Genomic DNA, 22,699 nt, shown 5'->3' with positions numbered 1-22,699 from the left:
CCGCTAGCGGATGGGCAGTCCCGTGATCGCCCTGCCCATGACGAGGCGCTGAATCTCGCTGGTGCCCTCGAAGATCGTGAAGATCTTGGCGTCGCGGTGCATGCGCTCGACGGGATAGTCGCGGGTGTAGCCGTTGCCGCCGAGAATCTGGATGGCCTCGTCGGTCACATAGACCGCGGTTTCACTGGCGACCAGTTTGGCCATCGAACCTTCGGCATTCGTGAAGGGCTTGTTGTTGCGCGCCATCCATCCCGCGCGCCATACCAACAAACGCGCGGCGTCGATACGGGTCTTCATGTCGGCCAGCTTGAACGCAATCGCTTGGAAGTCACCGATTTTGCGGCCGAACTGCTCACGCTGCTGCGCGTAGTCCAGTGCGTACTCATATGCCGCCCGGGCGACACCGAGGGCCATTGCGCCGACGGCAGGCCGGGTGCGTTCAAAGGTCTTCATCGCCGCTTGGCCCGCGGCACTTTGACCTTCGCGGATGCGGGCGATTCGTTCGTCGAACTTCTCCTTGCCGCCGACGAGGAGACGGCCGGGCAGACGCACGTCCTCGAGGATCACCTCGGCCGTGTGCGAGGCGCGGATTCCGTGCTTCTTGAACTTCTGCCCTTGTTTGAAGCCGGGCGTGTTCGGCGGAATGATGAACGTGGCCTGCCCGCGGCTGCCCAGGTCGGGATGGACCGAAGCAACGACGATGTGCACGTTGGCGATTCCGCCGTTGGTGGCCCACGTCTTCACACCGTTGAGCACCCACTCGTCGTTGGCTTCGTCGTAGACGGCGCGGGTGAGGATGGCGCCGACGTCGGATCCGGCGGCGGGTTCTGAGGAACAGAACGACGCAAGCAGCGGATCCTCTGGCGTGCCGAACATCTGCGGCAGCCATTCACCCATTTGTTCTGGCGTGCCGTTGGCAGCAAGAGACGCCGCGGCCAGTCCGGTGCCGAGGATCGACAATGCAATGCCGGCGTCACCCCAGAACAACTCCTCGAACACCGTCAGCGTGCCGAGGCCTGTCGGTTCGGCGGCCTGAGTGGCGAACAACTCCATCGAGTAGAGGCCGACCTTGGCCGCCTCCTGGATGATCGGCCAAGGGGTTTCCTCACGCTCGTCCCACTCGGCCGCCGCCGGGCGCACGACCTCAGCCGCGAATTCGTGAACCCAGTCCCTGACCTGGATCACGTCCTCCGACAGTTCAAGAGAAAACGACACGGTTCACCCCGCCTTTCTATGATTCGGTGAACAAATGTACACCGATACTTACCGCTCGGTAAGGTATACCCGCTGTGGGTTGCCTCACTGCGACTCCGGGTAAGTCATCGAGGTGGCTGACGAAGGGTTCTCCCGCGAGTTACTCCAAGAGCTCCTGTCCACCTTCGGGCCGTGCGGCCAGGAAGACGCCGTCCGCGAGGTGTGCCGTCGCGAACTCGCGCCGCGGGTCGACGAGAACTGGGTTGACGAAGCAGGCAATCTGGTCGGCCTGGTCCGCGGCAGCGGCGGTGGACCGTCGACGCGAGTGCTGGCCCATATGGACGAGTTGTCGATGCTCGTCAAGCGCGTGGAATCCGACGGCACGCTGCACCTCACACAACTGGGGACGATGTATCCGGGCAACTTCGGCCTCGGTCCGGTCGCTGTGCTCGGCGACAACGAAACACTGTGCGGCGTCTTGACGCTCGGCTCGGAACACACGACCTCGGAAAGTCCGAGGATCTGGGAGACGAAGCCGGACCAGGGCGACAAAGCATTGGACTGGACACACGTCTACGTCTTCACGGGCCGCACACCCGACGAATTGTCCAGCGCGGGAATCCGGCCGGGAACCCGAGTCTGTGTGGACGGCAGCAAGCGCACACTCGTCGAATTCGGCGACTACCTCGGCTGCTACTTCATGGATGACCGTGCGCCCGTGGTCGCTCTGCTCGAGGCGGCCCGTCGATTGCAGGAAAGCGCGCGCAGGCCCGCCGGTGACGTCTACTTGGTGTTCACCACCAACGAGGAGATCGGCGGCATCGGCGGTTCGTATGCCAGTCGTACCCTGCCAGGTGACGTCACGCTGGCACTGGAGGTCGGCCCAGCGGAAGCGGAGTATGGCACCACCGTCGGCGGCGGACCGATTGTCGGCTACAGCGACGCACAGTGCGTCTACGACAAGAACATCGCAGACCAATTGATGAGTGTCGCAACGGAATTGGGCTTATCGCCGCAGCCGGCGGTGCTCGGCGCTTTCGAATCCGACGCGTCACACGCCAAGGCGAGCGGCCTGACACCGCGGGCTGGGCTGCTGTGTCTGCCGACGCTGAGCACGCATGGCTACGAAGTCATCCGCCGCGACGCGATCCCCGAAATGAGTGCGGTTCTCGTCGAGTTCCTGCTGCGCTAGACGTTGACGTTCAGAAATCGACCGGTTAAGTTCGTTTCACGTGGATCTCAACCTAGTTGATAATAGGCACAGTACCGACGGGAGTGACCGTATGAGGGCAATCCTGATGGTGCTCGGCGGACTCCTGCTCGGAATCATGGTGGTGATCGCCGGACTTGCCGTGGCCTGGCCCGCGCATGCTGATCCCGACACCGACTTCGCCAACGAACTCCACACGTACGGCATCTACGGGCAGAAGGACTACAACGCGTGGATCGGCAAGATCACCTGCAAGCGGCTCTATAACGGGCTCGACCAGGATGCCGACAAGTCAGCGAAATTCGTCTTCCTCCAACTGCCCAAGGGCAGCACCACCGAGCAGGCGTGGCAATTCCTGGGCGCCGCGATCAATACGTACTGCCCCGAACAGGCGCCGGTCCTGCAACGAGCAGCCGCAGAAGGGTGAACACCATGTACTTACGCGCAGGATTGGCGGCACTCGCGATGTGGGGAACCGTCCTCGCCACAGCGGGTTTCGCGTCGGCCGATGCCAGTGACGACTACCCGATCCCGAATCGGATCCTGAAGACCACCTGCACCGTCGACCAGTACATGGCCGCCGTCCGCGACGTCGAACCGGTCTACTACGAGCGCTACATGACCGACTACAAGAACCGGCCCGTCGACGTCCAAGACGCCGCCCGCGACCGCATCTACTGGTTCTTCTCCCTCGACTACGCCGCCCGCCGGCAGTACTCGGAGGACACCGCGACCAACGTCTACTACGAGCAGATGGCCACCCACTGGGGCAACTGGGCCAAGCTGTTCTTCAACAACAAGGGCGTCGCCGCACACGGCACCGACATCTGCATGAACTACCCGCCAACCGACCCATCAGTCTGGAACTGGTAACGATCCGGCGGCGCCCGCTTAGGGTCTGAGGCGTGGGTCGCCTCGATCGATTCTTCGAAATCTCCGCACGCAAGTCGACGGTCGCCGCGGAGGTGCGCGGCGGGGTGGTCACGTTCATTGCGATGGCATACATCATCGTGCTGAACCCGATCATCCTGTCGAGCACGCCCGACGTCACCGGCCACAAGCTGGAGTTCGCACAGGTCTCGGCGATGACGTCGCTCGCAGCGGGCGTGATGACGATCCTGTTCGGCGTTATCGCGCGACTGCCGTTCGCATTCGCCGCGGGACTGGGCATCAACTCGTTCCTGGCGACGACTGTGGTCGGCTCGCTGAGTTGGCCCGAGGCGATGGGCCTGGTGGTCATCGACGGCGTGATCATCGTGCTGCTTGCGGTGACCGGGCTGCGCAGAATGGTGTTCGACGCGGTGCCGATGCAGCTGAAGCTCGCGATCACCGCGGGCATCGGACTGTTCATCCTCTTCATCGGGCTGGTTGACGCCGGCTTCATCGGCTCGACCGGGAAGCCGTCACCGCCAGTCGGTCTGGGGCACGGCGGCATCGGTTCCATCACCACCGTTCCTGCCGTCGTGTTCGTGTTCACACTGCTGGTGACGGGTGTCCTCGTCGCGCGACGGGTACGTGGTGGCATCCTGATCGGGCTGGCGATCGGCACCGTCGTGGCGGTCGCCATCGAGGCAATCTGGCATCTGGGATCGTCGACCGAACATCCCGGCGGTTGGACACTTTCGGTGCCGACGCTGACGGGATCGCCGTTCGCGCTGCCCGACTTGTCCCTCGCAGGCGACGTCAGCCTCGGCAGCTTCGGGCGCATCGGTGTGCTCGCGGCCGTCATGCTGGTTTTCACGCTGGTGTTTGCGAACTTCTTCGATGCCATGGGGACGTTCACCGGACTGGCCCGCGAGGCCGGACTCGCCGACGCGCAGGGCACCTTCCCGCGGCTGCGAGCGGCGCTGATTGTCGAGGGTGCGGGCGCAGTCGTCGGCGGGGCGACCTCGTCGTCCTCGAACACCGTCTTCATCGAATCGGGCGCCGGTATCGAGGAAGGTGCGCGCACGGGGTTGGCGAATCTGGTGACGGGCGCGCTGTTTCTGGCTGCCATGTTCGTCTCGCCGCTGGCGTCGATCGTGCCGACGGAAGTGGCTGCGGCCGCCCTCGTCATCGTCGGCGTGATGATGATGTCGCAGTTGCGCTACATCGACATCACCGAGTTCTCAGTGGGATTGCCGGTGGTCCTCACGGTCGCGGTGATGCCGTTTTCGTACTCGATCGCCAACGGCATCGGTGTCGGCTTCATCGCGTGGGTCGTGCTGCGTTCGGCGGCCGGCAAGGTGCGTGAGATCAGCCCACTGCTGTGGATCGTGGCCGCGGGCTTCGTTCTCTACTTCGCGCGTAACTGGCTCGAGTCGCTCGTCGGCTTGTGATCAGCGGCCGCCGACTTCGGCGGGCAGTGGCGGCGGCAACGGCGTCGTCGAAGTCGTAGGTGGCGCGGCGGGCGGCGCAGGCGCTTCCGGGCGGTGCGCGTCCACCATCGGCTCCTCGCGAATCACCTTGCCGCCCATGCCAATAACGAGAGACTTCGCGGAGACGGTGTAGGTGATGCCGTTGTTGTTCGCTGTGAACCCATCGCCCGACTGTGAGGCCGAGAGGATCAACTTGGCACCGTCTCGCACCCGCACGCCGCGATACTCGAACTGACCATCAGGCGATTTGCAGATCGCAACGCGCGAAGTCTCGGTGCTCCCGAAGAGAACGACCGTCGCCGGAGAAGCGCACCGCGCGGCGGAGTCGACATAACCCCCAGGGTCAGTGCCGGGCGCGGCAGTCGCCGAAGGTGACCCGCACAGCAGCGCACACGCCGCCGCAGCGACGATCAGTCGAGTGTTGCGCGCCCGCGAAGAACCCATCGCCTCTCACGGCAGCATGCCGATCCGATGAACGCGAGCGTCGAGACCGAACCACAACACAATCGTTAGCTTCGGCGCTCCTTCTCGCGGTCGGCCAGTTCCTCCAACCGATCGGCCTGCGCAATGTTTTTTGCCGCGGTTTGGCGCTTGTCGTGAGCGTCCTTCAGTTTCGCATCGGCGGCTGCGGCGGCGTTTTGCTCAGCCGCTCGGGCAATCGCCACTTCCTCGCGTTTGGCCGCTTCGACAGCCCCTTCGCGCTGAGCGGCCGCTTCGTCGGCGCGCTTCGCTCCGGTGGTGATCCGGGTTTCAGCGTTCTTCACCGCATTGCGCTTGCGGTTCTGCGCATCGATGCGCGCGTTTTTGACGGCCGACTCTTTCTCTTCGCGGGCGTCTTCTCGTTCTTGAGCCGCCTTTTCGCGAGTAGCCCTTACATTCGAACCCGCTGCCCTGATGTTCTCGGATGCCGCCGCATCGAGTTGGGCCGCGCGGCGCAGCGCATCGCTGCGCTCGATCAACTCGGTGCCTCGCCGCTCGAATTCCGGGGCACGCAGTACGTTTCCGACGGTCACATCCAGCATCCCGAGCGAACGCTCAAAGAACAGTCGCGCCGGTGCGTCCGACTCCATCCGGCCGAACACCCCGTCGTCCACCAACTGAAGCGGCAACCGAGCCAGTCGGTACTGAAACTTCAAAATCGCCAACGGAAAATCCGTGATGCTCATCGGTCACTCACTCCTCATGTCGGCCTGCTGCCTCAGTCGGTCTGCTTCAGCTCGGGCTTTCGCGGATTCCCGCACCGCGGCCTGGTGGTCATCAAGTGCATCGGCCACCTCTTCATCTGCAGCGCGGACCGCTTCTCGCTCCTCTGCCTTGGCGTTCTCGACTTGGCGCGCGGCATCTCGTTCGGCATCGGCCTGTTGCTTGGCAAGGTCTACGTGCGCGGCCTGTTGCGTCGCCCGCTTCTGCGAAGCCTGCTCCGTGCGAATCTCCGCTTTCTCCGCTGCCGCCTCCGCGTTGATCGCGCCCTGTTCAGCGGCACTCTCGAGCTTGGCCTCGGCGGCCTCCTCCCGCGCCTTACTGGCCTCGGCGTCCGCGATCGCCTCCGCCTTGCTCGCCTCCCTGCGCTTCTGCGCCTCGGTCTGCTCGAGTTGTCCCTCGGCGGTCAAGGAATCGTTGCCGGTCACCGCACCGATGACTTCCTTCGCTTTACCTTTCACGGAGTCGATCAACCCTTGACGCGTCTGATCGGCTTTTCCGGAATCAGTCATCCCAGTCCCCTCGTTGTGTCGCTTGCCTCCCCTCATTCCACCGATCCGGCGCGTCGAAACATGATGCGGTCGACGCGACGTGCGCCTTCCCGACCCGGATAGTGTCGGGATATGAGCGGCGGAGAACAGCGCGCCGGGGTCGACCTGACGAACCTCGATCAGCCGCTGAGTCCGGATGCGGGGGCGACGAAGCGGGAACTGGTCGACTACCTGGATGCCGTGGCCGATCGGATGCTGCCTGGGTTGGCCGACCGGCCGCTCACTGTGATGCGGGTGCTTCGTGGGCAGTCGCCGTTCATGCAGAAGAACGCGCCGAAGTACACACCCGACTGGGTGAAGACCGTGCCGATCTGGGCCGAGGCCTCCAAACGAGAAGTGCGCTATCCGGTCTGCAACGACCGGCGCACGCTGCTGTGGCTTGCCAACCAGCGTGCCGTCGAATACCACCCGTCGTTGGGATTGGCTGACGACATCTACCGGCCCACCCACTTGGTGCTTGATCTGGATCCGCCCGTTGGCAACGACTTTCGCACGGTGGTGGCCGTCGCTCACCTGGTTCGCCAGGCACTCGCAGAAAGCGGCCTGGCCGGCGCGGTGAAGACCAGTGGCGCGAAAGGCCTGCACATCTTCGTGCCGATCGACGACCACGCACCGGTCGACGACGTGGCCGCGGCCACCCGCGCGCTGGCTGCCCGCGCCGAAGCGCTCGAGCCTTCCTTGGCCACAACGGCTTTCATCGTCGAGGACCGTGCGGGGAAGGTGTTCGTGGATTCGACTCGGTCCGGCGGAGCGACAATCGTCGCCGCCTATAGCCCTCGCCTGCGGGCGGGCACCCCCGTGTCTTTTCCGTTGAGCTGGGCAGACCTTGACCACGTCAACCCTGGAGATTTCACGGTCCATACCGCGGTTGACGCGCTGGCGGGCCGCGATCCATGGGCCGACACGATGCCCGCACCCCAGCGCCTACCCGCCGAACTCATCGAGCAGGGACGGACGATTCCCGTCGCCCGGGTGGCGGCCATGCACGAGGGAAAGCGCCGCGCCCGCGCCGCGAGGAGGCTTGATGGCAGTCAGTGAACCGACCACGGTGTCGTCCGTTCTGGACGGGCTTCCGGTCACCCGGTGGCATTGGCGCCTGGTGGTGATCGTCGGTCTCGGGTCGTTCTTCGATCTGTACGAGGTGTTCCTCGGCGGCGTGCTCGCGCCGGTGTTGGCCACCGAGTTCAAGCTGGGCACCACCGGCAAGGCGCTGGTGATCGCAGCGGGGTTCGCAGGCATGTTCGTGGGCGCCAACGTGCTTTCCATAGTGGCGGACCGGCTCGGTCGCCGCCGGGTGTTCATCCTCAATCTGCTTGTCTACTCGCTGTTTTCATTGGCGGCGGCGTTCTCGCCCAACGTGGAGACATTCCTGGTGCTGCGCTTCATCGCCGGTATCGGGCTGGGCGCCGAGCTTGTGCTCGTCGATACCTATCTGGCCGAGTTCGTCCCTGCCCGGGTCCGTGGCCGGATGACGGCGTGGGCGTACACGATCGGATTTCTCGGGGTGCCGCTGGCGGCGTTGCTTGGTGGAAAGCTCGTCGCGCATCATCAACTGCTCGGCATCGACGGTTGGCGATGGCTGCTGGTGTTCGGCGGCCTCGGTGCGGTGTTCGTGTTGGCGATCCGCACGATGCTGCCGGAGTCGCCGCGCTGGCTGGAAAGCCGCGGACGGGATGCGGAGGCACGCGAGGTCGTCGCGTCCGTGGTGGCCAAGGTCGCACCGGGCACACCCGTGCCCGCACAGCTGCTCGCCGGCGCCTCCCGTGCCGAGGACGACGCCCCCAACGTCGCGGAGGTGCTGCGGATCGCATTTCGTGATTACCGCAAGCGCACCGTGATGCTGGTGATCTTCCAAATCCTGCAGACAGTCGCGTATTACGGATTCGGCACATTGGCGCCGCTGGTACTCGTCAGCAAGGGTTTCGAGGTGACGCAGTCCCTCGGGTACGCGGCACTCACCTTCGCCGGCTACCCACTCGGATCGCTGCTTTCGATACCTCTGGTGGAACGATTCGAGCGCAAACACCTGATCATCGTCTCGGCACTCGGAATCGCCTTGTGCGGCATAGTGTTCGCCGCAGCGGAGCAGGTCGTGGTGATCGTCGTCGCGGGATTCCTGCTGACAGCCGTTTCGAACGTGTTCTCCAATGCGTTCCACATCTATCAAGCGGAGATCTTCCCGACCGCGATCCGCAGCACGGCCAGCGGCATCTGCTACTCGCTGTCCAGAGCGACTTCGACCGTGCTGCCGTTTGTGGCCGTACCCGCGCTCGCCGCGCTTGGGCCCGTGGCGGTGTTCTCCGGTTCGGCGGCGCTCGTCATCTTGCTGTGCCTCAACGTGGGTCTACTCGGCCCCCACAGCACGGGCCTGCAGCTCGAGCAGGTCGAAAAGATCGGCTGACGCCGGCTGCCGTCTTTGCGCTTGCAAGCGTGTACGCGTGCTAGCTGGGCTAAGCTGTCAACCGCGCCCGAACCAGCTTGAGGTTTGCTGTCCTCCAGGCAGGCTGCCACTGGGAACCAAGGCGGGAGGACTGTGGCCCCGAAGGATCGACTGCTGGAGCGCGACTCGGTGCTCGCAGAACTGGACCGCCACCAACAGAGCGCCGCACGCGGGCGTGGCAGGGTCGTGTTGCTGCGCGGGGAGGCCGGCGTCGGTAAGACCACGGTGATCGCCCGCTTCATCGCCCGGATCGGGCAGCGGGCACGCGTCTTGCGGGGCTGGTGCGACCCGCTGTCCGCGCCGCGACCGTTGGGCCCGCTGATCGACATGGTCGCGGAGAGTTCGGGCGAGTTGCGAGCCGCCATCGACGCCGGCGACACTGCCGCCATCTACACCGGGCTGGTCGGCATGTTCGGCAACCAAGCCGGTGTGTGCGTCATCGAGGATGCGCATTGGGCTGATGGCGCGACCCTGGATCTGATGCGCTACCTTTCGCGGCGAATCGAGTCGCTGCCACTGTTGTTGGTTGTGTCGTATCGAGACGACGAGATCGGTGATTCACACCCGTTGGCGGTGTTGCTCGGTGACCTCGCGACGTCCGCGGCGGTCAGCCGCATCGGACTTCACCCTCTGAGCACGGCGGCGGTGGCAGAGCTGGCCGCGGGCAGCGGGGTGAACGCCGATGCGTTGCACCGGCTTACCGGGGGAAACCCGTTCTATGTCACAGAGGTGTTGGCTGCCGACCAGGATGTACTGACGCGGGAAGCGTTGCCGGGCAGCGTATCTGAGGCGGTACGAGGCAGACTGGCCAGGCTGTCGACAGCTGGACGCGACACCGCGTATGCAACGGCGGTGTGCGGACCACGGGCGAATCTGGCATTGGTGCAGGAGGTGTGCCCAAGCGCGACAGATGGACTTGCCGAATGTCTGAACGCCGGAGTGCTGCTGGCCGACGTGGACACCGTCGGCTTCCGTCACGAACTTGCGCGGCGGGCTGCGCTGGACCAGATCGCTCCGTACCAAAGACGGCTGCTGCACAAGCAAGCCCTGGCGATACTCGCCGAGCCGCCGATCAGCCCGGATACCTTCGGTGCGTTGGCGTTTCACGCGGAGCAAGCGAGCGATCACGACGCCGTCATCCGCTATGCGCCCTTGGCCGCCGAACGTGCCTTCCGGCTCGCTGCGAACCGCGAAGCCGCCGAGCTGTTCGCGCTGGCGCTGCGGTACGCCGACAAAATCACCACCGACCAGAAGGTGCTATTGCTCGAGCAGCACGCGTTCGCGTGCTGGCTGAGCGCGATGGGCGAAGCGGCTGTGGCCTCCTGGCGCGAGGCGATCATGTTGCGGCACGCGTTGGGTGATCGCCTCGGCGAGGGCAGCGATCTGGCCTGGCTATCCCAGATGGTCTACGCGCTGGGCGGCACCCAGGAGGCACTCGAGTCCGCCATGGCCTCGGTGCGGGTGCTCGAAGAGGTCGGCCCGTGTCCACAGCTGGCCTTGTCGCTGGCCACCATGGCCGGCCTGACAGCCGTCGGTTTCGATCCCGCCTGTGCTGAATACGCGTCGCGTGCAATCGATTTGGGCACGCATTTCGGTGACCGCGGGGTAGTCCTGCGCGCACGCTTCTTTGCTGCCCTGGCCCCCGTACTAACCAGCGACAGCGGTTGGGATGAGCTAGAGGAGGCATGGCGCGACGCGATGGCAACGGAGGGGTTGTTCGATCAGGCGGGCCTGCACGGGTCACTCATGGCCTGGTATGCCGCCGTGAAGCACGACCTCGACCGCGCCGAGGAGTACATCGCCGAGTGTTCGGTCTTCTGCGTCAAGCATGACCTGGCGATGTGCCTGGCGATCACGGCAGGCGCAGCTGCGTTGGTGGCGTTGCACCGCGGCGATTGGGACGCATCGTTGGCCCGCGCCCAAGACGTGCTGACCACGCCCGTGCTCGCGACACAGCGGATACTGCCATTGATCTGCGTGGCGTTGATCAATGCCCGTCGAGGTGGGGAGCCTGTGGCCGCGCTCTTGGACGAGGCACTGGCGGCCGCCGACTCCGACGATCTGTCACGCCTCGGCGTGGTCTGGGCCGCTCGCGCCGAAGCCGCCTGGTTGGCCGGCGACGACGAGGCGGCCCGCGCAGAAGCGCAGGCCGGCCTGGCGGTGGCTACCGAGCACGCGGACCCGTGGCTGGTCGGACAGCTTCGACGCTGGTCGCATCTGGCCGGCGGTCTATCCGAGGACGCGCCGGGACGCGACACGATCACGCCCTACCGGCTCGAAGTCAGCGGCGACTGGCAAGCCGCGACCGCCGAATGGCTGCGCCTCGGCTGCCCGTACGACGCTGCGCTGGCCCAACTCGGCGGTGACGTCGCAGCCGTCGAAACTGCGCTGGAGACGTTCCGCCGACTGGGTGCCCGCGCCGCGGTGCGCCGAGGACGCCAGCGCCTCGCACAACTCCGCGGGCGCGACCCTGACACCCGTCGGAAGAAGACGGCCGCAGACCCCCACGGGCTCACCCAACGTGAACGTGATGTGCTCGAACTCGTCGCGGCCGGACACAGCAACGCCGAGATCGCGACCGCGCTGTTCATCAGTCCGAAGACCGCGGGCAGACACGTCGAATCGATTCTGGCCAAACTCGGCGTCCGCAACCGCACCCAGGCGGCCGCCTTCGCCGCTCAAAAGCCACCACCTTCGGATTGATCGGCGTCATCAGTCGACCAAATATGGGTAGATCGACGCATGTGCGTACCGGGGTCCACCGGGCACAGTCGACACATGAGCATCAACCAGAAACTGCGGCGGAGCACAGCTGCCGCATTCGCAGTCGGAACCCTCGGGATCGTCGCCGGTTTCGGTGCCGGACCGGCCTACGCCGACGCGGTCGACGACACCTTCGTCGCCAGTCTCGCCGACGCGGGCATCCCGCAGATCGATCCCGCCCGTGAGATCGCGGCGGGACACGCGGTGTGCCAAAACATCAGCGAGGGACCGACGCCCGATGAAATCGTCTCAGCCTTCGTCGCCAAGAACGTCTTCGCCACCAGAGCACAGGACGTGGCGATGATCAGGGCTTCGATCACCGCGTACTGCCCGCAGTACCTACCTCAGCTGCATTCGTAGGTCAGCGGATACTCAAGTCGATTGAGCGCGGCTGTAGATCGCCGAGTCGTCGATGTCGGCGCGCGAACGGTCAGGCAGGGCAAGACAACACAGCACCGTCACAACGGCGGCCACGACGATGTAGATGGAGATCGAGTACGGGGTTCCGGTCTCGTGGAGCAGCCAGGTCGCCAGCAAAGGCGCGGGCCCGCCTGCGAACACCGAAGCCAACTGATAGCCCAGTCCGGCGCCGCCGTAACGGAGATGCGTCGGGAAGCTCTCACCGATCAGCGCCGCCTGGGGTCCGTACATCATCGAGTGCACGATCATCGAGAACACGACGGCGAGGAAAATCGGCACCTGCCCGCCGTGCGTCAAGATGGCGAAGTAGGGGAACGCGAACAGCCCGGCAAGGATCGCGCCGGTCAAGTAGACCCGCTTTCTGCCAAGCGAATCCGACAAGTGCGAGAAGAACGGGATCGTCGCGAGTTCGACCGTGGCGCCAACCAGGACCGCGGTCAGCACGAAAGTCTTGCTGTAGTGGTGGCGCTGCACGACGTAGGTCAACACGAACGTGGTGAACAGGTAGAACGGCATCTGCTCGACGAACCGCAGGCCGGCCGACAGCAGTATTTCCCGCCAGTGTCGGCGGATCACTTCTTTGACCGGAGTGGTTGCGGTCTTGCCTTGCTCCAGCACCTTGCTGAACATCGGCGTCTCGAGGATCTTCAGCCGGATCACCAGACCCACTGCGACAAGGATCAAGCTGGCCAGGAACGGCACCCGCCAGCCCCAGGAGTCGAACGTCTCGTCGGACATCGTCGCCGACAGCAACGTCATGCCGCCGGTGCCGAGGACCAGCCCGACCGGGACGCCGACCTGAGCGAAACTGCCGAGCAGCCCGCGCCGTTGCTGATCTCCCCATTCCATCGTCAGCAGCACCGACCCGCTCCACTCACCGCCGACCGCGATGCCCTGGAGCACCCGCAACGTGACGAGTAGCAGGGGCGCAGCGACGCCGATGCTTGCGGTGCCGGGGAGGATGCCGATGACCGCAGACGCAAGACCCATCACCAGCAGCGTGATGATCAGCGTGGTCTTGCGGCCGATCCGGTCTCCCCAGTGCCCGAAGATCGCCGCCCCGATCGGGCGTGCGGCGAACCCGACGAAGTATGTCGCGAACGACTGCATGGCGCCCGCGTAGGTGCTGGACGCAGGGAAGAACAAGTGTGGAAAGACCAGCGCAGCGGCCGTGTTGTAGAGGAAGAAGTCATACCACTCGATCGTGGTGCCGATGGCGCTGGCCATCGCAGCGCGCCGTACCTGTACCCGCTTTGATTCTGGATCGGCTTGCGCCGTGGCGCCGACCCCATCCTGTCCGGTAGCCATGAGCCGCGCCTCCTGTGACCGACGTCAGCCCTTAGAATGCGCCTTCGCGAGCGGTTTTAAACCCGAAATGATCTTGCACAGTGGTGGCGTGGAGTAGAGCCTCCGGCAGGATTCGAACCCGCAAACCGACGAGGTAGAAGCTCGCTGCTCTATCCGTTGAGCTACGGAGGCACGATGTCGTACTGGATCGAGCCGGATGCAGGACTCGAACCCGCGTGGCCTGTTTACAAGACAGGTGCTCTGGCCTGTTGAGCTAATCCGGCAGCCATTAATCGCGGAACGCCGAGCGGGAAGCGCTTGTACCCCTGGAGAGAATCGAACTCCCACTTCCAGCTTCGTAAACTGGCGCCCTATCCGTTGGGCCACAGGGGTTTGTCGCGTTGACGCGCACCCTTGGCAGGATTCGAACCTGCAACCTCCGGTTTCGGAAACCGGCGCGCTATCCATTGTGCTACAAGGGCTTTGGGGCGATCGGAGGGAGTTGAACCCTCGACTGCGGAGTCACAGACCACTGTGTTGCCGTTACACCACGACCGCCATGGACAACTGCTGCGGAGGCGGAGGGATTCGAACCCCCAACCGCGGGTGACGCGGCGGCTCGTTAGCACCGAGCTGCATTACCGTTCTGCCACGCCTCCTGACGCGTTGTGTGAGTGGAGAATAGGGGAGTCGAACCCCTTGCCTCCTGCTTGCAAGGCAGGCGCTCTTCCTGTTGAGCTAATTCCCCTCTTGTTGTCCGGGGAGGAATTGAACCTCCGCCCTCCGCCATATCAGAGCGGCGCTCTGAACCAACTGAGCTACCGGACAGCGGCACCCCGTGCGGGACTCGAACCCGCTTCCCCGCCTTGAAAGGGCGGCAGACTAACCCATATCCGAACGGGGCTTGTGCTGCCTCGTCAGGACTCGAACCTGAACTGACCGGAACCAAAATCCGGTGGGCTACCGATTACCCTACGAGGCAATGTGTTTCGTCGCTGACCCGTCAGGACTCGAACCTAAACCGGCTGACTCAGAATCAGACGTGCTACCGCTTACACCACGGGTCATGCTCCCCGAGCAGGAGTCGAACCTACAGTCACGGATTAACAATCCGCTGGTTTACCGGTTAACCGACCGGGGAATCGCGTTGGGACACGAGCGGGCGGGCATCCAGACCCCTCCATTGGCCAAAGCCACTGGAGCCCGCCCGCTCGCGCCTGATCAAATGAGTTCCGCAACCGGTGCGGCGCGGAATCGATCGCGGTCCTTCGGCTCGAAGGGCTCGCGAATCATCGTCATTCCGGCTTCCTGCGGCGTCCGGTCACCTTTGCGGCCATTGCAGGGCCGGCAAGCGGCCGCGAGGTTGAACCAGGTGTCTCCGCCGCCGCGGCAGCGGGGCAAGACGTGGTCAACGGTGTCGGCCCGCCCACCGCAGTAGGCGCAAATGTGCCGGTCACGGCGCAGCACCGCGTCGCGGGTGACCCGGCTGACCGCCTTGTACGGAATGTGCACGTATTCGCGCAGCGCCACCGACAACGGCAGCTCGATCACCAGCGACGGGCTGTGCACGTGCACCGCAGGGTTGTGCACATCGATGACGTACACCGCACCGCGGAGGATGAGCCGGACCGCTTCCTGCCACGGAATCCGGGACAGCACGCGGTAGTCGGCGTTGTAGACCTCAACGGTCATGTCGGACATCAGGATTGCCATGGCCGCGTACCTCCTTTCCGTGTCTGTGCGGTATCGGCGACTGGTTGCGCGGGCAGGATTCGAACCTGCGACTTCCGGGTTATGAGCCCGACGGACTGACCGACTGTCCCACCGCGCATCGTGCTTCACTAGTACCCCCGGAGAGAGTCGAACTCTCGACAACCTGCTTGTAAGGCAGGTGCTCTTCCGTTGAGCTACAGGGGTGTTGGTCGGGATGACACGATTCGAACGTGCAACCTCCTGGACCCAAACCAGGCACGCTAACCAAGTTGCGCCACATCCCGCTTGGCACGGATGGAAGGACTCGAACCTCCACCTTGCGGCTTTGGAGGCCACCGCTCTACCAGTTGAGCTACATCCGTATCGAGCCGGTGGCGAGCCTCGAACTCGCTACCTTCAGTTTGGAAGACTGCCGTGCAACCTGTTACACCTCACCGGCTTGTGGTCTTGAAAATATCGTGCGCCGTGAGGGTTTCGATCCCCCGTCCCCAGATTAAGAATCTGGTGCTATCCCAACTCAGCTAACGGCGCGTGTGCAGTGGGTCGCCCGGGACTCGAACCCGGAATTCAAGGGTAAAAGCCAAGAGTGATACACCATTTCACTAACGACCCGTACGTCCGGCAGGAGTCGAACCTGCACGCCCTTAACCGGGCACCGGAGTCTGAATCCGGCACGTCTCCCAAATTCCGTCACGGACGCTTGACACCACGAAGTGCGCTCGGCAGGACTCGAACCTGCACGCCCGTATGGGCACCCGGGTTTGAGCCGGGGGCGTCTACCTGATTTCCGCCACGAGCGCGGATGCCACCACTGTGTAGTTCTCAAAGTTCTTACGGGACAGACTTGTTCGCATGTCTCGCCGCTGTGCACACGATCTCGCCGGGTGCGGTGCTTGAAGAATGGTGCGCCCTGAAACGGACGATGTCCAGTAGTTACTTCAGATGAAATGCGTTGTGTTGCAATGGATTTAGGCGCAGCGAGCTACAGGAATGTCAGGCGACGTTCCTGGCTGGGCAAACCGTGCTGCTGAGATATTTATGAGAGTTTTCTTCGGGCCCTTGCTTCCGGCCTGGGCGCACGCCCGCTGACGGGGCGGAAGGTCGGTTGGACAGCCGGAAGCATCTGGGTTGCCTGTGGCTGAGACGCTGCTCTGCCGTCCAGACGGGGGCCGTCACGCTGAGATTCTCCGAGCACGACAAAGCCACCGTGGATGCGGGCATCCCGGTGAGCAAGTCATAGTCGTGTCGGAAAACAGTCACAGAACAAGGGTAACAGCGCGTCCCGCCGCAGAACAGCAAATATTTTCGTGGGATTTCTCGCGTGCACCGCGAAATACGTGTCACACGAATGTGGTTGCGTAGCAATGTGAATACCTCGACAGGCGATATGTCACAGTTCGGGCCGAACGCTCCGGGATACGCCTGGGTGCATGCCGACGACGTGGCGTCGATGCGGCCGTTCCCGGGCATCACCGTCAAACTGCTGTGGGAAGGCGAGAACGGGGCCAAGGCTGTGATCACCGAGATCGAACCCGGCGCGGTGTGGGGAAAAGAGGACCACCACAGCCCGGGCCCGGAGGAGGTGTACGTGATTTCAGGAGTGCTCAACGACGGGGTGAACGATTATCCGGCCGGCACCTTCCTGCATGCACCAGCGGGTTCATGGCACGTGCCGCAGTCGAAGCAGGGGTGCTCTTTGTTCCTGTTCTACCCCGAGGGGTGAGAACCGCGGGCTACGAAGACTTCTTCGCGTCCGGCTTGATGGTCAGCGTGACGGGCTTACCGTCGCGGAGCACCTCGACGGGAGCGTCCCGGCCGATGGTGAGCTGACGAACCGCGACGGTGAGCTCGTCGAGACTGTTGACCTGGCGGCCGCCGAGCTTGACGATGACGTCCTTCTCCGCAAGTCCGGCTCGTTGGGCGGGGCTGTTGGGGTTCACCTTCGTCACCCGGGCTCCGCCTGTACCGCTGTCGTTCACCGACTCCGCCATGATGCCGAGCGACGCGTGGGCGATCTTGCCGTCGCGGATGAGCACCTCGATGACGGATTTCACCTCGTTCACCGGAATCGCGAACCCCAATCCGCTGGCACTGTCCGAGAGCGACTTGCTCGCGGTGTTGATGCCGATCACCTCGGAATTCATGTTGACCAGCGGACCGCCGGAGTTGCCGTGGTTGATCGAAGCGTCGGTCTGCACGGCGTCGATGACAGTCTTGGTATCGGAGCCCTCACCCGACAGCGGCACCGCCCGGTGCAACGCGCTGATGATGCCCTGGGTGTCGGTGCTGCGCAGGCCCAGCGGCGCACCGGCGGCCATCACTTGGTCTCCGACGCGAAGCTTGCTGGAGTCGCCGAGTCGCGCAACGGTCAGCTTGTCGACGTTGTCGACTTTGAGCACCGCCAGATCGGTTTCGGGATCACGCCCGACGAGGTTGGCAGGTGTCTCTTTACCGTCGTTGAAGATCACGGTCAGCTTGAACTTGCCCGGGCTGGCCGCGGCTTCGGAGATCACATGGTTGTTGGTGACGATGTAGCCGCGTCCGTCGACGACGACCCCTGAGCCCTGCGAACCCTCCGAATCGCTGATGGCCTGCACCGTCACCACCGAATCAGCCACGGCTGCAGCCACTTTCGCCATCTGCCCGTCCGGCAGGTGGCTGGTGTCGGTGGTGTTGAGGGTCACCTTGGGAGTGGTGAACGCCTCGATGACTTCTGCGGTCTTGCGCCCGACCCAACCCCCGACAAGGCCGATGGCTATCGCGATGACGGCGAGCACGACCAGAGCGGGACGCGACACTCGGCCCCCGAACAAGATGTCGCGCACGCCGAGCTTCTCGTGCGGGACGGCCGGTACGACGGGGGGCGGTGCTGCGGGGCCTGCGGTCTCTGCGGCGTCGACGTCAGGCGACTCCGTGGGGTAGCCGTTGTCCTCGGAGTCGGCGTCGGCTACCAGCGTGGGGCCGAACGCCTGGGCCAGCACCGGCTGAGGTGCCTGGTTGGTCGGCGTGTACTGGCCTTGGTCGCGATGGTCGTCGGAATCCAGGAACGAGCTGTCGACGCCGGCGGGTCTGCCGAAGGCACGCTGTGTCGACGCGTCGACGGTCGGGCGCGACACAGGGCTCGGCGATGTTTCCTCGCCGCTGTGCTGGCCGCGTTTGATCACACGAACACGCTACCGGAGGGGCTGCAAAGCTCTTTTCATCGCAGATCGGCGGCGGCAGGCAGCACCGCATCGGGTTGTCTGGCCAACCTGGGCGTGACACTGGCCGCCGCTGCAGTGCACAGCGCGGCCACAACGAAGCAGACGGTCGCGTACCACAGGCTGCCGATCGGATCACCGTTCGCAGTGATCCCGTCGACGGCATTGAAGTAGGCCGGTAACGCGGTCAGCCAAAGGACGGCCATGACGGCGAGATACCCGCAGCTGTATCGGACGATGACTGCATTCGCGTAGCGCTCACTGCTGATCGGATCGGCGCGAAGTCTTCGCCACTGCATGAAGAGAACGGGCACGGCGACCACGGTGATCGCGACCAGTTCGGCCGCGTACACAAACCCCTGCAGCGTGCCGTGTGAGAGCGAGCCGATCAGCGTTGCGGGCAACGGCAGGATCGCGGTACCTACGGATGCCAGTACGCCGATGACGATGGTGCGCCAGACCAGTTGCGGACCGGTAAAGCGCTTTCCGTGATCGGATTGGCGGCCGACGAACAGTTGGACGCACAGCGCGAGCGACATGGGCCATAGCGCGGCGAAAACGACGACGCTGCCCATCGGCACCGAGTCGAACATGGGCTGGTTCATCGGGTTGTTGACCGACCACTCCCACCACCGCAGTTGCGGGCCGAGATGGTCGAAGATCTCGTAGAAGGCATGGTGGACAAAGCCAACGCACAGTGCTCCGACGAATGCGCCGTAGCGGCGGAAAACGCCAAGGGTTCTGACGATCTCGAACGCGACGGTCGCCATCATCGGGTAGATCGCGACGATGTAGAGCGGCAGTCGGCCCCACAGGAAGTCGACGGTGAACACGTTGTGGGCGAACATCGTGTCGACGTGTTCGGCGATGCCGAACGCCGCCGGGAAGTACAGCGGGGGCTCGATGATGAGCAGATACGCGATCGCCCCGAACCACAGCACCAGATTGGTGCCATCGCCGTGGCGCCGAAGTCGCATGATGGCGTAGACCAGTGCCAGCACCGCGCCGACGATCACCGTTACCTCCAGCACCGGCAGGGTCCAGTTCTCCAGGGCGAAGGGGTTCCGGACCTCGACCAGCCCACCGGCCTGCTTGCAGGAGAAGCCCAGCGATTTCGCCAGGTGTTCGAACGTGGGCGCGCAGAGATCAGGCATCGACGGCCTTCCTTATAGTCGCCGTGTACCAGTTGGTCACGTCGTAGCCTTCGTCGTAACGGGCGAACCACTCCTTCGCCAGCGCGGGGATGTTCTCGTGCGCCGGATTGTGATTGGGAAGCTGGCTGCGCACGATACCCGTCAATGCGGTGGCTTTCTCGCGATTCGGTAGATGCTTGAAGGCGTCGATCACCGGACCATTGTCGGTCCGGTGGGCGAACGGGATTCGTTGCAGCAGTGCATGTTTGCGCCGATGTGTACCGAACATCGACAACGCGTCGACCTTGCGTTCGGCCAGCGGGATGTGCCTGTTGAACCCTTCGCAGGCCGTCCGCAGGGTGGCAAGGACATGCCTGAAGATCGCCGGTGCCATCCGCATCCGGTACACCTGGTCACCGACCACGTGGTTGTAGATCATCAGCGCGGAACTTCGGTGCTCGACCTCCTCGACGAAATGCCACAAGAACAGCGACGCCACCCGGTCATCGCCGGGCGCGAACAGGGTGTCGTCATGGTCGAGCATCAGCTTGAACACCGGAGTGAACGTGGCTTCCAGATCGGCGGTGTAGGCCAACCGCCAGGCCAGCGGCTTGGTCGCCGTCATCCGGTCGAAGGCCCCGTTCACCTCGTCAAGGGTTTCCTTGAGCGCGGGATAGCTCTTGATCAGGCCCCGGGCATGTCCGCGGTGGGCCATCGAGTGCTGACCTTCCTGACGCACGAACGCCTCGGCTTCCTCGGCGATCGCAGGGTCGGTGATCTGTGACTTCGCCTCGGCGATCATGCTGACGATCATCTTCTCGAACCCAATTGCCAAGAACGACACCGCATTTGCCATCGACGAGAACGCCGGATTCGCTTCATTCCACAGAAACGGAACGTGGTGATCGGCGAACGCAAAACGCAGCTTGCGCACGATCAGATCGGTCATCTCTCTGCACCTCATCGTTAACATACATGTAGACGTGTTTGTGTATGATTGTGTGGTCGCCTGCGCTTGTCAAGAACGACGGGGATACTGATGCGCAAGATGGCGCGCAGACGAGGGTGGGGTGGGAATCCACCCGCGAATGACGAAGAGGCTGTCCGGCGCATCATCGGCGCGGCCGTCGACCTGGTGGCACAAACCGGTTCGGCGGTCTCGTTGGCCGACGTCGCCAACACGCTCGGCATCATCAGGCAGACCGTGTACCGGTACTTCCCGACCGCTGACGCGCTCATGCGTGCGGTCGCGATCGCCTCAGTCGATGACTTCCTCGATCGGCTGGCCGAGCATGTGCGCGGCATCCACGATCCCGCGGACGCGATCACCGAGGGAGCGATCTACACGCTCGACGCGGTTGCGCGGTCGCCACAGCTGGGCATCGTGCTGTCGTCCTCTTACCCGCACAGCCACAGCGGGGACATGGCTTCTGAGGAAGCACAGGCGTTCGGAATGCGGATGATCGACCGATTCGACGTCGACTGGAAACGGCACGGCTACGACGAAGCCAGCCTGCGAGAGCTCGTGGAGTTCACGCTGCGAACCATGCTGTCGTTCTTCGTAGCCCCGAACGATCCGGCTCGTTCGCCCGACGAGCTCCGTGGTTTCCTTCGTCGTTGGCTCGGCGAGGCGGTGCTTGCCCAGAAACGTGGACCTACGAAATAAGTCGCTGCCGACGGGCAGAGCGCCGGTTTTCGTCGTCAAGTGTTGCGTTCGAGAACGGATTCAATGCAGGATGCACCAGTGAGCGCATCTGTCCAGGGCCAGTCCATGTACGCGGTCGTCGACCCGTCCACCGGAGAGGTCGTCAAGGAATACCCGACCGCCACCGACGAGCAGATGGAGCAGGCGCTGGCCGCGGCCAGTACCGCGTTTCGGGAGTGGTCGAAGAAGTCGACCCTCGACGAGCGCGCCGCGCTGATCCGTCGTGTCGCCGAGTTGCACACCGAACGCAAAGACGAGTTGGCCGCGATCATCCGGCGCGAGATGGGGAAGCCGTTGGACCAATCCGTCGGCGAGGTGGAGTTCAGCGCTGCGATCTATGAGTTCTACGCCGACAACGCCGCGAAGTTCCTCGCCGACGAGCCGATCGAACTGCTCGACGGTGAGGGCAGCGCGGTGGTCCGTCGCAGTGCGATCGGCGTGCTGCTGGGCATCATGCCGTGGAACTACCCGTACTACCAGGTTGCCCGGTTCGCCGGCCCAAACCTGGTGCTGGGCAACACGATTGTGCTCAAGCATGCGCCGCAGTGCCCGGAATCGGCGGCCGCGATCGCGCAGATCTTCGCCGACGCCGGCTATCCCGAGGGTGCCTACGTCAACGTCTACGCCACCAACGAGCAGATTGCCGAGGCGATCGCCGATCCTCGGGTGCAGGGGGTGTCGCTGACAGGTTCCGAGCGAGCAGGCGCGGCCGTCGCCGAGATCGCCGGGCGCAACCTGAAAAAGGTGGTGCTGGAACTCGGCGGTTCGGACCCGTTCATCCTGCTGTCCTCAGATGACCTGGACGCCACGGTCGAGGCCGCGGTGGCAGGCCGGTTCGAGAACACCGGGCAGGCGTGTAATGCCGCCAAGCGTTTCATCGTCGCCGGGGACATCTACGACGAGTTCCTCGAGAAGTTCACCAAGAGGGTGCTGGCCGCCGCCGATGGTCTGGCGCCGCTGTCGTCCGCGGCGGCCGCGCAGCGCCTCGGAGAGCAGGTCGACCGTGCCGTCGCCGATGGCGCCACCCTGGTTGCCGAGGGCGAGCGCAAAGGCGCCTTCTTCCCGCCCGGGGTGCTCACCAACGTGTCGCCCGACTCGGCGTCCTACAAAGAAGAATTGTTCGGGCCCGTGGCCACGGTGTACAAGGTGTCCTCGGAGGAGGAAGCGATCGCACTGGCCAACGACACCCCGTTCGGGCTGGGCTCGTATGTGTTCACCACCGATGCCGATCAAGCCAAGCGAGTGGCCGACAACATCGATGCCGGAATGGTTTTCGTCAACGCCGTCGGCGCCGAGGGAGTTGAGTTGCCGTTCGGCGGCATCAAGCGATCCGGGTTCGGACGCGAGCTGGGCCGCTATGGCATCGACGAGTTCGTCAACAAGAAGCTGATTCGTTTCGGCTGAGAGTTCTGTTTGCGCTGCCTTGACTATCCCCACCGCAGCGCGTAGTCCGGCGACAACTCGGCGCGAGAACAAGCAGACGCGCCAACCATGCCGGAATGGTTCGAGGACTTGATGGCTCAGAT

At 64.2% G+C, this 22,699-nt stretch carries 20 protein-coding genes and 21 tRNA genes; 11 read left to right on the top strand and 30 right to left on the bottom strand.

The features are described from left to right. Nucleotides 1–3 precede the first annotated feature (3 nt). On the bottom strand, nucleotides 4–1,215 hold the full coding sequence (locus tag J3E61_RS11155; protein ID WP_210083586.1) for an acyl-CoA dehydrogenase family protein: 1,212 nt from the start codon (nucleotides 1,213–1,215) through the stop codon (nucleotides 4–6). A gap of 112 nt (nucleotides 1,216–1,327) precedes the next feature. Between J3E61_RS11155 and J3E61_RS11150 the strand changes: the two genes are divergently transcribed. The 4 genes from J3E61_RS11150 (at nucleotide 1,328) to J3E61_RS11135 (ending at nucleotide 4,722) form a co-directional block, all read left to right on the top strand. Beyond that, a complete protein-coding gene (locus J3E61_RS11150; protein ID WP_210083585.1) occupies nucleotides 1,328–2,386 on the top strand; it encodes a M20/M25/M40 family metallo-hydrolase in 1,059 nt (352 codons plus the stop codon). Nucleotides 2,387–2,492: 106 nt separating this feature from the next. Next, complete coding sequence (locus J3E61_RS11145) at nucleotides 2,493–2,831, top strand: DUF732 domain-containing protein (protein ID WP_210085507.1); 339 nt, start codon at nucleotides 2,493–2,495, stop codon at nucleotides 2,829–2,831. Nucleotides 2,832–2,836: 5 nt separating this feature from the next. Beyond that, nucleotides 2,837–3,277, top strand: coding sequence for a DUF5078 domain-containing protein (locus tag J3E61_RS11140; RefSeq protein WP_210083584.1), 441 nt, complete (start codon nucleotides 2,837–2,839; stop codon nucleotides 3,275–3,277). Between the two features lie 32 nt (nucleotides 3,278–3,309). Beyond that, complete coding sequence (locus J3E61_RS11135) at nucleotides 3,310–4,722, top strand: NCS2 family permease (RefSeq protein ID WP_210083583.1); 1,413 nt, start codon at nucleotides 3,310–3,312, stop codon at nucleotides 4,720–4,722. On the opposite strand, the gene J3E61_RS11130 is transcribed toward J3E61_RS11135, so the two are convergent. From J3E61_RS11130 to J3E61_RS11120, 3 genes are all read right to left on the bottom strand, one after another. Further along, a complete protein-coding gene (locus J3E61_RS11130; RefSeq protein ID WP_210083582.1) occupies nucleotides 4,723–5,205 on the bottom strand; it encodes a hypothetical protein in 483 nt (160 codons plus the stop codon). It abuts the gene before it with no gap. Nucleotides 5,206–5,270: 65 nt separating this feature from the next. Then, nucleotides 5,271–5,927: an IF2 family translation initiation factor gene (locus J3E61_RS11125; protein ID WP_210083581.1), complete on the bottom strand. Its 657-nt coding sequence runs from the start codon at nucleotides 5,925–5,927 to the stop codon at nucleotides 5,271–5,273. A gap of 3 nt (nucleotides 5,928–5,930) precedes the next feature. After that, entirely contained in the window at nucleotides 5,931–6,473 is a 543-nt protein-coding gene (locus tag J3E61_RS11120) for a CsbD family protein (protein ID WP_210083580.1), read from the bottom strand. A 111-nt stretch (nucleotides 6,474–6,584) separates the two neighbouring features. Here J3E61_RS11120 and ligD point away from each other — a divergent pair, with 111 nt between their 5' ends. The 4 genes from ligD (at nucleotide 6,585) to J3E61_RS11100 (ending at nucleotide 12,075) form a co-directional block, all read left to right on the top strand. Continuing rightward, the gene (gene ligD / locus J3E61_RS11115; RefSeq protein WP_210083579.1) at nucleotides 6,585–7,550 is read left to right on the top strand and encodes a non-homologous end-joining DNA ligase; all 966 of its coding nucleotides are present in this window, start codon (nucleotides 6,585–6,587) and stop codon (nucleotides 7,548–7,550) included. Beyond that, on the top strand, nucleotides 7,537–8,913 hold the full coding sequence (locus tag J3E61_RS11110) for an MFS transporter (protein ID WP_210083578.1): 1,377 nt from the start codon (nucleotides 7,537–7,539) through the stop codon (nucleotides 8,911–8,913). Before ligD ends, J3E61_RS11110 begins: the two co-directional genes overlap by 14 nt. A gap of 132 nt (nucleotides 8,914–9,045) precedes the next feature. Further along, complete coding sequence (locus J3E61_RS11105; RefSeq protein WP_210083577.1) at nucleotides 9,046–11,655, top strand: AAA family ATPase; 2,610 nt, start codon at nucleotides 9,046–9,048, stop codon at nucleotides 11,653–11,655. A 75-nt stretch (nucleotides 11,656–11,730) separates the two neighbouring features. Next, on the top strand, nucleotides 11,731–12,075 hold the full coding sequence (locus J3E61_RS11100; RefSeq protein ID WP_210083576.1) for a DUF732 domain-containing protein: 345 nt from the start codon (nucleotides 11,731–11,733) through the stop codon (nucleotides 12,073–12,075). 12 nt (nucleotides 12,076–12,087) lie between these two features. Here the strand turns inward: J3E61_RS11100 and J3E61_RS11095 are convergent, their stop codons facing one another. The 23 genes from J3E61_RS11095 to J3E61_RS10985 all read right to left on the bottom strand — a co-directional run bounded on the left by J3E61_RS11095 (nucleotide 12,088) and on the right by J3E61_RS10985 (nucleotide 15,935). Continuing rightward, nucleotides 12,088–13,443, bottom strand: coding sequence for an MFS transporter (locus J3E61_RS11095; RefSeq protein WP_192725836.1), 1,356 nt, complete (start codon nucleotides 13,441–13,443; stop codon nucleotides 12,088–12,090). A gap of 97 nt (nucleotides 13,444–13,540) precedes the next feature. Further along, a tRNA-Arg gene (locus J3E61_RS11090) sits at nucleotides 13,541–13,614 on the bottom strand. 19 nt (nucleotides 13,615–13,633) lie between these two features. After that, nucleotides 13,634–13,706 (bottom strand) — tRNA-Thr (locus J3E61_RS11085). A gap of 37 nt (nucleotides 13,707–13,743) precedes the next feature. Continuing rightward, a tRNA-Arg gene (locus J3E61_RS11080) sits at nucleotides 13,744–13,815 on the bottom strand. A 16-nt stretch (nucleotides 13,816–13,831) separates the two neighbouring features. After that, nucleotides 13,832–13,904, bottom strand: a tRNA-Arg gene (locus tag J3E61_RS11075). Nucleotides 13,905–13,906: 2 nt separating this feature from the next. Then, nucleotides 13,907–13,980 (bottom strand) — tRNA-His (locus tag J3E61_RS11070). 15 nt (nucleotides 13,981–13,995) lie between these two features. Beyond that, nucleotides 13,996–14,081: transfer RNA gene (locus J3E61_RS11065), tRNA-Ser, on the bottom strand. Between the two features lie 16 nt (nucleotides 14,082–14,097). Next, nucleotides 14,098–14,170, bottom strand: a tRNA-Ala gene (locus J3E61_RS11060). 5 nt (nucleotides 14,171–14,175) lie between these two features. Beyond that, nucleotides 14,176–14,250 (bottom strand) — tRNA-Ile (locus J3E61_RS11055). Nucleotides 14,251–14,254: 4 nt separating this feature from the next. Continuing rightward, nucleotides 14,255–14,326, bottom strand: a tRNA-Glu gene (locus tag J3E61_RS11050). A gap of 5 nt (nucleotides 14,327–14,331) precedes the next feature. Continuing rightward, nucleotides 14,332–14,404 (bottom strand) — tRNA-Gln (locus J3E61_RS11045). Between the two features lie 13 nt (nucleotides 14,405–14,417). After that, a tRNA-Gln gene (locus tag J3E61_RS11040) sits at nucleotides 14,418–14,489 on the bottom strand. Nucleotides 14,490–14,491: 2 nt separating this feature from the next. After that, nucleotides 14,492–14,563, bottom strand: a tRNA-Asn gene (locus J3E61_RS11035). An 80-nt stretch (nucleotides 14,564–14,643) separates the two neighbouring features. Then, nucleotides 14,644–15,135, bottom strand: coding sequence for an HNH endonuclease (locus J3E61_RS11030; protein ID WP_210083575.1), 492 nt, complete (start codon nucleotides 15,133–15,135; stop codon nucleotides 14,644–14,646). Between the two features lie 41 nt (nucleotides 15,136–15,176). Continuing rightward, nucleotides 15,177–15,253, bottom strand: a tRNA-Met gene (locus tag J3E61_RS11025). A 14-nt stretch (nucleotides 15,254–15,267) separates the two neighbouring features. After that, nucleotides 15,268–15,339, bottom strand: a tRNA-Val gene (locus J3E61_RS11020). A gap of 2 nt (nucleotides 15,340–15,341) precedes the next feature. Then, nucleotides 15,342–15,419: transfer RNA gene (locus J3E61_RS11015), tRNA-Pro, on the bottom strand. 2 nt (nucleotides 15,420–15,421) lie between these two features. Then, nucleotides 15,422–15,497, bottom strand: a tRNA-Trp gene (locus tag J3E61_RS11010). Nucleotides 15,498–15,501: 4 nt separating this feature from the next. Beyond that, a tRNA-Gly gene (locus J3E61_RS11005) sits at nucleotides 15,502–15,574 on the bottom strand. Nucleotides 15,575–15,594: 20 nt separating this feature from the next. Next, nucleotides 15,595–15,666 (bottom strand) — tRNA-Lys (locus J3E61_RS11000). A gap of 8 nt (nucleotides 15,667–15,674) precedes the next feature. Then, nucleotides 15,675–15,747, bottom strand: a tRNA-Lys gene (locus J3E61_RS10995). 1 nt (nucleotide 15,748) lies between these two features. Next, nucleotides 15,749–15,835: transfer RNA gene (locus tag J3E61_RS10990), tRNA-Leu, on the bottom strand. A 14-nt stretch (nucleotides 15,836–15,849) separates the two neighbouring features. Next, nucleotides 15,850–15,935: transfer RNA gene (locus tag J3E61_RS10985), tRNA-Leu, on the bottom strand. A 566-nt stretch (nucleotides 15,936–16,501) separates the two neighbouring features. On the opposite strand from J3E61_RS10985, the gene J3E61_RS10980 reads away from it, so the two are divergent. Beyond that, nucleotides 16,502–16,858: a cupin domain-containing protein gene (locus J3E61_RS10980; protein WP_210083574.1), complete on the top strand. Its 357-nt coding sequence runs from the start codon at nucleotides 16,502–16,504 to the stop codon at nucleotides 16,856–16,858. A 10-nt stretch (nucleotides 16,859–16,868) separates the two neighbouring features. Here J3E61_RS10980 and J3E61_RS10975 read toward each other — a convergent pair whose 3' ends face one another. The 3 genes from J3E61_RS10975 to J3E61_RS10965 are packed head-to-tail and all read right to left on the bottom strand — an operon-like array spanning nucleotide 16,869 to nucleotide 20,417. Beyond that, complete coding sequence (locus J3E61_RS10975; RefSeq protein ID WP_192725839.1) at nucleotides 16,869–18,299, bottom strand: trypsin-like peptidase domain-containing protein; 1,431 nt, start codon at nucleotides 18,297–18,299, stop codon at nucleotides 16,869–16,871. A gap of 35 nt (nucleotides 18,300–18,334) precedes the next feature. Further along, nucleotides 18,335–19,489, bottom strand: coding sequence for a hypothetical protein (locus tag J3E61_RS10970; protein ID WP_210083573.1), 1,155 nt, complete (start codon nucleotides 19,487–19,489; stop codon nucleotides 18,335–18,337). Next, nucleotides 19,482–20,417 (bottom strand): metal-dependent hydrolase, encoded by a 936-nt coding sequence (locus tag J3E61_RS10965; RefSeq protein WP_210083572.1) that lies wholly within the window; start codon nucleotides 20,415–20,417, stop codon nucleotides 19,482–19,484. Before J3E61_RS10965 ends, J3E61_RS10970 begins: the two co-directional genes overlap by 8 nt. A 99-nt stretch (nucleotides 20,418–20,516) precedes the next feature. Between J3E61_RS10965 and J3E61_RS10960 the strand changes: the two genes are divergently transcribed. Continuing rightward, nucleotides 20,517–21,134 (top strand): TetR family transcriptional regulator, encoded by a 618-nt coding sequence (locus J3E61_RS10960; protein WP_192725975.1) that lies wholly within the window; start codon nucleotides 20,517–20,519, stop codon nucleotides 21,132–21,134. Nucleotides 21,135–21,239: 105 nt separating this feature from the next. After that, on the top strand, nucleotides 21,240–22,577 hold the full coding sequence (locus tag J3E61_RS10955; RefSeq protein WP_210085506.1) for an NAD-dependent succinate-semialdehyde dehydrogenase: 1,338 nt from the start codon (nucleotides 21,240–21,242) through the stop codon (nucleotides 22,575–22,577). The last annotated feature ends 122 nt before the right edge of the window (nucleotides 22,578–22,699 follow it).

This window comes from Mycobacterium sp. OAE908 (assembly GCF_017872775.1).
In the GTDB taxonomy this organism is placed as follows: domain Bacteria; phylum Actinomycetota; class Actinomycetes; order Mycobacteriales; family Mycobacteriaceae; genus Mycobacterium.
Note: the sequence above shows the minus strand (reverse complement) of the source record. Positions and strands in the feature narration are given on the sequence as shown.